Here is a 12,151-nt window from a genome sequence, read left to right on the forward strand (position 1 = left end):
TATCCATCATAATTTGCACATAAGAAAACGAGAGCACAGCCATCAGAAGTTAGGCGTCTGCTCTCGTTCCTTTTGTCCTACAGTTTCTTCTTATTATATAACCTACATCATTTTAAGTTTGTTCATCATGCGTTTCACGATCGTCGCCGTATCTGCACGATTTAGAACAGCATCCGGGTTGAAGTTATACGTCGGTTTCTTCTCGCCTTCTTTCAAGCTGTTGGCAACACCAGTGATGATGCCGGCCTTACTTACAGCAAGAATGGCTGGATAAGAGTAATTCGATTTGATTTTGCCGACATCTTCGAACTGCTTTTGAAGTGCTGCTTTATCTTTTTCGATCTCACCCATCTTCAGGTTGAGCGCACGTGCAATCATGTTGGCCGCTTCTTCACGAGTCAGTTCCATATTAGGAGCAAAGCTTCGTGGCGCAATGCCGCGAATGATTCCTTTTCTGGCAGCTGTCTCAATATAACGATAATCCCACTGCATGCTATTGACAACACTTTCCTGATAAATGTCATCAAAAGTGAGCTTGTTCTTATCGGTATCATAATCCAACGGAATGTCCAGCAGCTTCACTATAATAGTAGCTAATTCACCGCGAGTCATTGGATCATACACGCCGAATGCATCCGTCTTGGACGCCTTCATGTATCCTCTGGCCAGCATCAATTCAATATCGTTACGGGCCGTCTTATGCGAGATCGCATCGGAGTAGCTATAACGCAAGGATTTAACTGCGTAATAACCAAATCCCTTAAATGGAGCCGTAACAGTTTTCTTCTTGGCATCCACTTTCCCGCCGATGTTGATCCAAGTACCTTGGGACGGGTTATACCACCAAATGCCCAAGTTGCTGGAAGCCGAGTTCACCAGTGCAGAATCATATTTCAAGGTAATTGTACCTTTTTGGGACAACTCCATCCAGTTCTGGGGAATCAAGCGTTGATGGAATTCATTCCCTTTTGCGTACGGATGCGCTGCTGCTTTTACATTAAAGTCCTCTACGTTGCTGCTGTATGCATTAAGCGAACCCGCATCCAGCCAGTAAAGAGGGGATGAATAACCGTAATGGGCTGCCGGAGTGAAACGGAACGCATTGTTGTTATCCCCTGGAATGAGGGACAGGCGTCCATCCATTTCTACACCGTTCTCGATTTCGCCGATCCGATTGTAAGCCTTAACGGTCCGCCCATCGATCTGGTTGGCAATACCAAACAGGATGTCATGCTCGCCGAGCAAATTGATCGTGGGCACTTCTGCATTCGGACTTGATTTTGCCTGCTGAAGCACCGTGCCTTTCGGCAAGGAAAGAGACAAATCACCCTTAAATACTTTAACTTTACCCGACTTCGAAATATTTGTTTTAAACTGAGAGCCTTCGGTTGCATCATCCGTGTACGTTACAACGAATTGCCCGCTTGTCTTTTTGGTACCTTGTTCGATCGTGAACTTAATCGTATTTTTACCGTTTTTCAGGTTCTTGACCTCAAGACGGAAAATGTCGCTAATTTCGGATTTCACCATTGGCGTTTTACCAATCAGAATGGAATTAGCTCCTTCAGCCTTGATGCTTACCTCTACAAAATTCTGTTTCAAAACTCCTTCGTTAGGGAGCCTAGGAGAAAGAACTTCGTAAGGCGCACGCTCACGAGTAATTTCAATGGTATCTGTAGTCGTAACCGACTGATAACGCGAACCGATGCTGATTGCCTGCAATCCAACCTCTGGAAGCGCGAGTTCTTTAAATACAACGCGGGCAGAGCTGGAGTTTGAACCATTTACAATGGAATAGTACAGGCTGTGATCCGCTTGATTAATGGCATCCAATTGCGTCTTCAGTGCCCCTCCAGAGAGAGTCCAGGTTCCTGTATTGTCTTTGGTAAAGACTGCAAAGATGGATGGCGTAGGATGGCTGAGGTTCACCGTGATCTCATCGGTGTATTCCACTTCAAAGCGAAGACCCAGAGCCTTTTCATATGTGTTGTAAGCATTCTTGGCCGTTTCTCTGAACAATCCATCTGGATCCGATTCTGTTCCGGAACCAACAGGGAAAGGAATCATGTTCTTGATAATCGAACGGGTGTCGCTAAAATACAGCAGAGTTAGTTTCGTCGAAATTTTTCCGCTCTTGTCAGCGACCACCAAAGTATTCGGACCTGGGATCAGCTGCAGGAACGTCGTATCTGTAAAGCTGAACTCGCCATTTCCGCTCACTGGCAGATCGCGAGTGTTACCATTCAAGGAAATCGTAAGTCCTGATGTTCCCGTGTAGTTCACAATCCGACCCGTTACTTGATTAAAATCTGTACTATTCTTAAACACCTGATTGTTATACAAATGATAAATATCAATATAAGTGGAGGACAGGAACGTTACCGGGATCACCTTGGTATCGGAGACGCCCGATCCATTGCTGACCTTGACGATCAGGTTTTGTTGTCCTGAAGGCAGGTTCGTGATTTTGAAAACCGTGTGGCCATTATAGGTAAGTTTCTGAGCAATCGTACCGCCGCCCTTGCTCGATTCAATCTCAACATCACCTGCGTTCACTTGCTCCACCATTAAGTAGATTGGCAATTCGTTCAGGACGGTATCGTTACCGCTTGGAAAAATGGACTGGGAGGTAGCTGATACCGTTCCGCCACTCTCTGTTACACCGTATAGCTGATACACCTGCTTAATTGTAGGTGCATTGACATCGCGATAAGTGAAAGGATTTTTCACATCGAAACCAGTGGTAGTGTCCTTAGTATAAACAAAGTACTCTCCACTCTGTGTGATGCTAACTGAGCCAGTGGATGTAAAAGGATACATCAAGCTGTTTCCTAGGAGGCTTGCTGCACCTACGGTTGCATTTGAGCTCATGATTGGCACCGTGGATCCTGTCGGAAATACGGATACTTCAAGAGTTGGCGGTACCGCCGGCGTACCAGCCGGAGGAGCATCCATGATAACATAACCGGAGATGACGCCGTTAACATTACCAGTTACAACGGCTTGCCCATCGATCTTGGTGTTACCAATCTGCAGTTGATTGACCGTCAATGAGCCTGTCGGATGGTATACGACCTGTCTATTAATGGTCTGGGTCTTCGATTCCGAATTAACGACGATCACCAGATCGTTGACACCCTTCTGCAATTGGATCCCTGCGGAGTAAAACGTATCGCCACCGCCCGGATACATGGCCATCCCGTTAACGGTCACGCCTTTGGAGCCATTAGTTGCTTTTACCGAGATACTAACCGTCTGTGTGGTAACGACAACTGGCTTGGAAGCATTCTCTTCCAAGACACGTCCATCACTAAGCGCTACTTCATAAACAGCCGGTACGTCGGAAAACTTCACATAGGCCGTGGCACTCATCTGCTGACCTTGCGTGCTCATACCGGACACGATGATTTTGTTCACGCCCTGATTCAATTGGACATTCAGGAACTCGAACGTATTCGCTGCTTCGTCAAGAATCGGCTTAACACCTGTTCCGCCTGTGGTTGTGTCATCAAAGCGTTTAATCTCATACGAGATGGTATTCGGGTTAATGCCGTTGTAGGTACCCGAAACAGAAATAGAATTCCGGTTCTCCGGTGTTGGGGAATTCGGATCCGTACTTAGATTTGAAAAGTGAAAATACAAGGCTCCATTTGCAGCTGAAGCCGGTAAAGCCGGAATTAGGGAAAAGAACATAGCAATGGCCAATAACAGGCTTGCTATTGTACGGAAATTTTTCTTCAACGGTTGTGCCTCCTTGATCATTCGGACGTTGGAGTCCGTTTTGGGTGTTACGTCGTTCACTGGGTCCCCTCGCTTTCACTGACAGATTGGTTCTATTGCATAGTTCATATATCGGAAACGAGTGTCCTATTATTTAGCAAAAATCACAAAAAAGCCTCACCCTTTTTGGGTGAGGCTGGCATGTCCGATCCGGACGCATCATGAAAAAGAATAAGTTCTACTTGGAGCGACTTTCGGGATTTGCCTTCATTCGCATACGGTTGATCAATCCAAGAATCGGCCGTTTGGTCTTGCCGACCAGTCCGATAATTTCAGCACCGATCTGCATGAAACACATCATAACGCAGATAACGACGAAGGTTACCCAGTTTGCTTCATACATGGCAGCCGAAGATTGAATGACAGCCAGTACGCCGAAAAATGCGGCAATTACATAAATGATCAACACCGTCTGACGGTGACTGAATCCTAGCTCGCGCAGACAGTGGTGCAAATGTCCTTTGTCTGGAGCGAAGATCGGTTTCTTCTGGATTTTACGACGGATGATAGCGAAAAACGTATCAGACAACGGAACACCGATAATAATCAGCGGCGTAATGAAGGATACAATGGCAATCTGTTTGAATCCAAGCAGGGATAGCATGGCCAAACAAAATCCAAGGAATAATGAGCCCGTATCCCCCATGAAAATCTTGGCCGGATGAAAGTTGAAGAATAGAAACCCGATAATGCTGCCGAGAAGCAGCAGACAGAGCAAGGCAACAGTGGTATTGCCCATCAGGACCGCCATGACCAGAATCGTACCGATCGCAATTCCCGATACACCGGCTGCAAGTCCATCAAGTCCGTCAATGAGATTAATCGCGTTGGTTACGCCGACAATCCAGAAGATTGTCAGTGGAATCGATACCCAGCTCTCCAGCATAGAGTACCGGTCCTGGAACGGTATATTTACAAAGTCCACGGTAATATTAAATCCGAATACAACTACGCAAGCAGCTGCAATTTGAGCCAAAAACTTCACTTTGGCCGAAAGTTCAAATCGATCATCCAAGGCTCCGATCAATACGATCATGGAACCGCCGATTAGAAATGCCTTCATAAAGTTGGCATCGCGAGGCGACAGGCTATCTGGAAGAAAAGGAAGAACTGCAATCAGTCCAATAATAAAAGCCAGATAGATGCCGAGTCCCCCGAGTCGGGGCATGATCCGGGTATGAACCTTGCGGGCATTAGGAACGTCAACGGCACCAATCTTAACGGCAAACTTCTTCACAAGCGGCGTTAAGAGCAGAGCGAGCGTCAGCGATATGATAAACCCGATGATGTATATCATTAACATGTAATCATTCGACCCCCAATATTGTCTACCGGTTGAATTATACTCCCTTCGGGTCCGAAAACCAATACCAATTTCCGGTGAAATCCCGGATTTTACCCACAGAAATGAGCCATTTAGCTCGTTTTCGTTACGTTTTCTTTCTCGCGCAGCACTTTCACTACGAATTTCGGCAGCGCAAGCATTCTTTTGTAACGTGTAGGCTCCTTCAGAAGACGGTAAAACCATTCGAGACGCAGCTTTTGGAATACCTTCGGTGCTCGCTTCAGTTTGCCGGAGATAATATCAAAAGATCCTCCGACCCCCATAACAACCGGAACTTGAAGCGCTTGTTTATGCTGGGCAATCCAAGGCTCTTGGTTGTCCGCACCACGGGCAACAAACAAAATATCCGGTGAAGCTGCCCGAATCTGTTCAATGACGGCAGCATCTTCATCTGGTCCAAAAAAACCGTCCCGATAGCCGCATATAATGGCAGCCGGATATTGCATTTGTAACCTTTCGGCCGCTTCCTGAATCACTTCGGCGGTGGTTCCCAGCAGAAAGAACTTCCATCTATAGGTTTCCCCGACCTTCAACAATTCATGTAACAGCTCGAAGCCGGTAACGCGCCCTTCCAGCGGTTCGCCCCCTACACTGGCAGCCCAAACAATCCCCGTGCCATCCGGAACGATGATTTCAGCACTTTGCATCATCTGTTTATATTCAGGATGGTTGACGGCGGTCATCACCATGATCGGATTCGCCGTGATCACATGGTGGGGCTGCCCCGACTGCACAGCCTCTGTCAGGTATTTCACCGTATCTTTCATGCTTAGCTTGGAAAATGGAACGTCGAACACCGATACGGTAGGAAATGGATAGGTCTGTTTCATGTTTATCATCCTCTATGGCGTAAATATTGGGCAATGTGGCGTGCAGGCAGAGCAGCCTGTTGTTTCAATACGGCAATCTGCTCACCGTGCTCCGCTTTCCATGCCGCTGCATCATCCAGCAGCTTCAGCATCTGATCCTTTAACGTATCCGCGTCAAGGGACTCGCTGCTTCCCACAGGTTCGCTGCCAAGCCGCTTCAAAAAGTGATTGATTTTCGGATCATAGGAAATTCCGAGCAGTGGCACGCGCTGATTCGCGGCATAGATCAGGCTATGCAGGCGCATGCCCAATATCATATCACAACGGCTAACCTCTCGCAGCATGTCCTGCGGCTGCTTCTCATCACGATAGAAACTGATGTTCGAACCATTCTTGGAAATATCGCCAATGCCGCTAGCAATAAACTGCGAAGCCTCAAGATCTTCCGGCTGATAAAAAGGGAGAAAACGAAGATGTACCGGACGCTGTGCGGCTAATGCCTTTAACCCTTCCACAACAGCCTTCAGCTCTTTGCGTTCCGGATGCCAATATCGAACCGAAATACCGATAACCGGCAGAGAACCTTCCCCTTCCATCTCACGATTTGATAATGAGGACTGCACAAAAGGTTCTTCGAATGATTCACGATGTTCTTCTTCTATAGAAGAAACTGATGCAACACCGTTCTCTTCCAGAGTCAATACCGGGTTGGAATCACTCTGATGAACACCCTCGCCCTCTGGCAGCGGCAAGCCCATCACCGGATCGGGTACGACGTGAATGGCTTCCCCTGATATTCCCATGGACTGAAGCAGTTCGCCGGACTGCATGTCACGCACCGAGATATACGTGCATTTACGGAAGATCGAGCGAATCATCGGATAAAACAGCTTACGGTTGACCGGACCTACACCCTGGGCATAAATAAACGTCGGCTTACCGAGCCACTGCGCGATCTTGAGGACGCCCAGGTAATACGGGATCGTTTTCGGACTGGTAGCATCCTGCAGCAAACTTCCTCCGCCGCTGATCAAGCCGTCACTTTCCTTGATTGCCTGTCGAACTTCACCCAGCTTCATCCGGTGTACGGACTTCACCCCATATACCGCTGAGGTCCATTCCGGGTCAATGGAAAGTACAACGGGATTGATATTAACTCCCGCCGCCTTTCCTTCCTGCTCCAATGCGGTCAGGATGGATTTCAGGACCGCTTCGTCACCGCTATTTTTGAATCCGTAGTATCCGGAAATGACTATTGTTTTAGAAGTGGAGACCATCGTTTCCAGATCCTTTCTGCCACTTGCCATACCAATATCGCGATCAATCCGATAATTAAGCCGAGTCCAAGACCCAGTACAACGCGAATAGCCGAAATATAGAGTGGCGTGTGAATATGCGTAAATGTTCCGACCATCGACAACTGCCCCATCACACCAATAATGAGCAGGTAAACGGCATGACGGTATTTAAATGACAGGAAGACGCCAAGCACCATCATTGGATGGGCCAGCAAGAACTCCTTGTTACGCGGACGTACGCCAAACGTATTTTCCAGGAATGTACGGAATGTCATTTCGATCGAGGACACATTGCCTGCATTACCTGTACGTGTGAGATAGTACCAACCAACGATAGCTACAATACCGGCTGCGATAACCCATGTCAGTGAGATCGGTGTTTTAAGCAATTTCAGGATTGAGTTATAAGTCGATCCACCGCGGTACAGTACTACGTAGATTGCAATGAGCCCAATCGGTGCCGCAGCCAGCAAATTCACGCCGCGGAACTGGTCCAGAACGAGCATATAGGTCACATTATTCAATAACGCTACAACGATCGGTACAGCTGCGAGCGACAAGATCGTAGTCTTTACCAATAATACGATCGAATGGGTCACTCTTCTGCCAGAACTCATGTCCGGTATGCTCTGCTGCGTTTCATTGACTTTGCGAATGGCCAGAATGACGGCAACCGTTGGAGCACTGATTGCAGCTAATAGAGCTAAGGCCTGTTCAAGTAATGTCGGTTTCAGAACATATAATCCCGCACTGCCCAAAAGCCCGATCAGGAAAGCGGCAATCGTAATGAACGGAATGTAATATGAAATCATGAGCGCAATCAGAGCTACAGCTCCGACGACAGCCCCAAGCTTGAAGTAACGCTGCAAGGAAGAGTCGGTTACCTTAAACGGCTCTGCTGGACCCATGGTGAAACCATTGTCCTCTATCTGCTTAATGGCCTGACCCGAACCTGTCAAACTGTCAATCAGATTATCCAGCGGGTGGGTAACAGACGCTTTGGTCATATCCCGGCTTGGCTCTGCGTTTAAATAGAACATTCGAATGTTACGGTCTTTGGAAGCCAGAGCAAAACGGTCTCCAATAACCTCAGGCTCCAGATTAGCATCCCGCTCACTTAAGGAATAAATACGGGTTACATTGTAATCTGTTAAATAGGCTAGCTTCGTAAATCCTTTTTGCGGGCGCTTGATATTCTCAATCGCCACGAGGCCAATACCATGTTGGTTCAAAAGTTCACCAAAGGAATCCAAGCTTTTCATGTCGGCATTATCGTTGAAGCCTTTGGCGGAATCACCTTCAAACAAAATTCGTTTTACGCCGTTTTCCGCGAAGTAGGCCATCAGCTTCTCCATATAGGCCTGGTCATACGGAAGACTGTCCGACAGACGCGGCACAATGTTAAAGCCCTTCTCTCGCAGCATGCCAATGGTAATCGGGTCTGGAGACAACGGTTTGATGACCGCATTGGATCGCGGAGTTTCCAACACCAATCCATCCACTCCACGCTCGAACTGCCAAGATCTTACCGGAATGCCCAACCTTGTGTAGGCTTCTTCGATAATGGGTTTAATTAAAGTCGCGCTTTCCTCGTTCAGGAACGAAACGTACGTAAAATTCTCGTTCGGGGAGACCGTCGTACCTGTCAGATCGGCGACCTGCTGCCCGTCATATACCGATATTCGCCGCGATTTCACCAGCTCGTCCAGCGTGCTTTCATATAGCGCCATACTGATTACGCCAGCGTCTTTCAGGCGATCCAGCTGCTCGGATACAAAATCCTGCGGCTTAGATTGATATACCGCGACATCCAACAAATCCCGATAATCAAACACCAACTCGACGTTCTTTGATGTTGATTCTGTTTGCAGTCGGTCATAACCTACCGGCAGGGCCGCTGCAACGCCAAGAACAACCAGAATCCACAGCCACTTGCGGGCTGCTGTGTTCCAGCGTTTCCAATTCTGAACCACGAAAGTACCTCCTCATCGAACCTATGGAAATTTACGATGGAGGGCAACAGTCCTCTTGGGCCTTGCAGCAACCATCGTAAATTCCCTTCGTTCTCTTCTCTCATTAAATGTATCTATGTTTAAGCGTCTACCCGGGCCATGACTTGATCCGAGAGCGATTGAATTTTACGCTTCGCATCGGCGAGGGATTCGCCGCGCACGGCAAAATACACTTTGATCTTCGGCTCGGTACCGGAAGGTCTCAGGCAGAACCAAGATCCGTCTTCAAGCAAATACTTCAACACATTTTCCTTTGGCAATCCGTCCAGGCCTTCCACATAATCAAGCACCTGCTTAACCGACACGTCTCCGACTTCCCCAGGTGGATTGTCGCGCCAATCAGACATCTTCGCTTGAATCTGGGCGACGCCATCCTTACCCTTGAGCGTCCGGGATTCCAGTGCCTCCAGGAAATAACCGAATTGCTCATACAGCTCCTGCAGCACATCGTACAAGGTCTTGCCTTGTGCTTTATAATAGGCGGCTGCTTCGCATATCAGCATCGAGGCCAATACCGCATCCTTGTCGCGGGCATAATTGCCAGCCAAATAGCCGTAACTCTCCTCATAACCAAACAGATACGTATGACTGCCGGACTCCTCGAACTGGGTCATTTTCTCACCAATGTATTTGAAGCCCGTCAATGTATTCAAGACGGTGGCACCATAATGCTCGGCAATCGCCGCTCCCATCTCACTCGTTACGATCGTCTTGATAACCGCACCATTATTAGGCAGCTTACCCGCTTCCTTCAATTGACCCAGCAAATAGTGGATCATAATTGCGCCGGATTGATTGCCTGTCAGAACGACGTATTCGCCCTGGCTATTCTTCACGACAGCCCCCATGCGATCCGCATCCGGATCCGTCCCGATCAAAATGTCAGCTCCCACTTCCTCACCAAGCTTCATCGCCAGTGTGAAAGCTTCCCGCTCCTCCGGATTTGGAGATTTAACGGTAGAGAAGTTTCCATCCGGCTCGGCTTGCTCCGGAACGACATAAATATGCTTAAAGCCGATGTTGCGCAGCACACGCTCTACGGGTGCTTGCCCTGTTCCATGGAGCGGCGTAAATACGATCTTGAAATCCTCGCCAAGCTTGGATGCGATAAGTTCCCGATTCACGCTGACATTCGTCACCGTATCCACAAAAGCCTGGTCCTCCGCTTCGCCCAGCCAAACCAGCAGACCTTGAGCCTCTGCATCAGCTTGAGACAGCCTTTTGACCGCGGAGAAGGAATCGACCTCCTGTATCCGGGCAATCACATTCTCTGCTTCGTGCGGTACCAACTGGCCGCCTTCACGGTTGTACACCTTATAACCATTGTATTCCGGCGGATTATGGCTTGCCGTGATAACAATCCCTCCGGTAGCACCCAAGTGACGCACGCTGAATGACAATTGTGGCGTTGAACGCAAGGAAGGATACAGCTTCGCTACAATCCCGTTTCCGGCCAGAACCAAAGCAGCCTCTAACGCGAATTCCGGCGAGAAATGCCGGGAATCATGGGCAATGACAACAGAAGGTTTGCCCTCCGCGGTGCCATGAGCCTCCAGAATATATTGTGCAAAACCTTGTGTTGCGCGACCTACCGTATATTTATTAATCCGGTTGCTGCCCGCACCAATAACGCCGCGCAGACCACCCGTTCCAAATTCCAGATCACGATAAAACCGTTCCTCCAGCTCTTTGGTATCGTGCTCGAGTGAACGCAGTTCCTGTTTCGTCTCCTCATCTACATAAGGATCATTCAACCAACGTTGCAGCGTATCGATTGTTCTCTGACTCATCTCTGACATGAAAAAAAGTCTCCCTTCCTCATCCAAACAAGAATAGTCTGAAAATTACTCCTTATCCGCAAGAGCAAACATAATCTCTCCCTCGGCAACTACACGTCCATCCACCGTCGCGGTTGCTTTCCCTTTACCAATCATGCCCTTCAAGCGAGTGATCTCGACTTCCAGCCGCAGCGTATCTCCTGGTACTACTTGCCCACGGAAACGGAAACCGTCAATGCCCGCCAAGAAGCCAAGCTTTCCCCGGTTGCTCTCTACATTGAGAATCGCGACAGCGCCGACTTGCGCCAAAGCTTCTACAATCAGGACTCCCGGCATAACGGCATATTCAGGGAAATGCCCGACAAAAAAGGGTTCATTGATCGTCACGTTCTTAATGCCAACCGCTCGTTTGCCGTCCTCAATCTCCACAATCTTATCGACCAGCAAAAATGGGGGGCGATGGGGAATAATTTCTTGAATCTGTTTGATGTTTAACATAGTATTAAAATCCTCCTTATGTACGTACCCGCCAAGCATAGCGTTTGAAAAGGGATGTTCGTTCCATTTGCTGCCGCTGTGCGCTTTCTCAAGCCGCGGGAGGTATTATTTACGGTTGTGTCATGCTTTCTCTTGAGGTTTTCTTAACGAATTTCAGATCATATGCATAAAAAGAAGGATCTGCGGAAAAAATGATGGATATCCTTCACCGCTGCAGAAGTGAAGGTTTTAGATAAGGGGCTTTCTCCAATCGGACACTTGTGTACGAGGAGAGGGCCCTTTTACATTCATCCGTCCATTGTCATGAAATGACAAAGTTAATACGCAAGTCCCATCCCATTATACCGTTTAACCCCAAAAAAAGAAAACTCCCTTAAAGGGAGTTTGGTATCTAATCTCAAGAAATTGTGTTCACCCTGACCTGTCGTCACGGTGCGAAAATTAAATCAAAAACATGCCTCCATGTGCCCCATTCAAACACTTCACTGAGCTCCTGATCGCCGAGGACAACATATCCGAAGACCATGCCTCCGAATAATGCCAATACGAGCAATACAGGAATCATGATACGGACAGCGATTTTCCATCCGGATGTCTTGGAACGTTTATTGGCCTTTGCTTCACTCATGAT

The 12,151-nt window shown here is 48.1% G+C and carries 8 protein-coding genes; all 8 read right to left on the reverse strand.

The window, feature by feature from the left end:
• Positions 1-102: 102 nt before the first annotated feature.
• The 8 genes from AB4124_RS12660 to AB4124_RS12695 all read right to left on the reverse strand — a co-directional run bounded on the left by AB4124_RS12660 (position 103) and on the right by AB4124_RS12695 (position 12,148).
• Positions 103-3,741, reverse strand: a complete 3,639-nt coding sequence (locus AB4124_RS12660) for an S-layer homology domain-containing protein (protein ID WP_441973094.1) — start codon at positions 3,739-3,741, stop codon at positions 103-105.
• A gap of 217 nt (positions 3,742-3,958) precedes the next feature.
• Complete coding sequence (locus tag AB4124_RS12665; protein ID WP_213647029.1) at positions 3,959-5,083, reverse strand: glycosyltransferase family 4 protein; 1,125 nt, start codon at positions 5,081-5,083, stop codon at positions 3,959-3,961.
• 113 nt (positions 5,084-5,196) lie between these two features.
• Positions 5,197-5,955 (reverse strand): WecB/TagA/CpsF family glycosyltransferase, encoded by a 759-nt coding sequence (locus AB4124_RS12670; protein WP_441973095.1) that lies wholly within the window; start codon positions 5,953-5,955, stop codon positions 5,197-5,199.
• Between the two features lie 5 nt (positions 5,956-5,960).
• Entirely contained in the window at positions 5,961-7,211 is a 1,251-nt protein-coding gene (csaB, locus tag AB4124_RS12675; RefSeq protein WP_441973096.1) for a polysaccharide pyruvyl transferase CsaB, read from the reverse strand.
• A complete protein-coding gene (locus AB4124_RS12680; protein WP_441973097.1) occupies positions 7,187-9,205 on the reverse strand; it encodes a DUF5693 family protein in 2,019 nt (672 codons plus the stop codon). The genes csaB and AB4124_RS12680 overlap by 25 nt, the downstream gene beginning before the upstream one ends.
• Positions 9,206-9,324: 119 nt before the next feature.
• Positions 9,325-11,043 carry a phospho-sugar mutase gene (locus tag AB4124_RS12685; RefSeq protein WP_441973098.1) on the reverse strand — a complete coding sequence of 573 codons (1,719 nt, stop codon included), beginning with the start codon at positions 11,041-11,043 and terminating at the stop codon, positions 9,325-9,327.
• Between the two features lie 45 nt (positions 11,044-11,088).
• Positions 11,089-11,520: a 3-hydroxyacyl-ACP dehydratase FabZ gene (gene fabZ, locus AB4124_RS12690; protein ID WP_098749219.1), complete on the reverse strand. Its 432-nt coding sequence runs from the start codon at positions 11,518-11,520 to the stop codon at positions 11,089-11,091.
• A 427-nt stretch (positions 11,521-11,947) separates the two neighbouring features.
• Positions 11,948-12,148 (reverse strand): DNA-directed RNA polymerase subunit beta, encoded by a 201-nt coding sequence (locus AB4124_RS12695; RefSeq protein WP_441973099.1) that lies wholly within the window; start codon positions 12,146-12,148, stop codon positions 11,948-11,950.
• Positions 12,149-12,151 lie beyond the last annotated feature (3 nt).

This window comes from Paenibacillus sp. 2KB_20 (assembly GCF_052115765.1).
Lineage (GTDB): Bacteria > Bacillota > Bacilli > Paenibacillales > Paenibacillaceae > Paenibacillus_AQ.

Coding starts and splice junctions, on each gene's coding strand:
- AB4124_RS12665 (WP_213647029.1), bottom strand. CDS start 5,083: ATGTTAATGATATACATCATCGGGTTTATCATATCGCTGACGCTCGCT.
- AB4124_RS12670 (WP_441973095.1), bottom strand. CDS start 5,955: ATGAAACAGACCTATCCATTTCCTACCGTATCGGTGTTCGACGTTCCA.
- csaB (WP_441973096.1), bottom strand. CDS start 7,211: ATGGTCTCCACTTCTAAAACAATAGTCATTTCCGGATACTACGGATTC.
- AB4124_RS12685 (WP_441973098.1), bottom strand. CDS start 11,043: ATGTCAGAGATGAGTCAGAGAACAATCGATACGCTGCAACGTTGGTTG.
- fabZ (WP_098749219.1), bottom strand. CDS start 11,520: ATGTTAAACATCAAACAGATTCAAGAAATTATTCCCCATCGCCCCCCA.
- AB4124_RS12695 (WP_441973099.1), bottom strand. CDS start 12,148: ATGAGTGAAGCAAAGGCCAATAAACGTTCCAAGACATCCGGATGGAAA.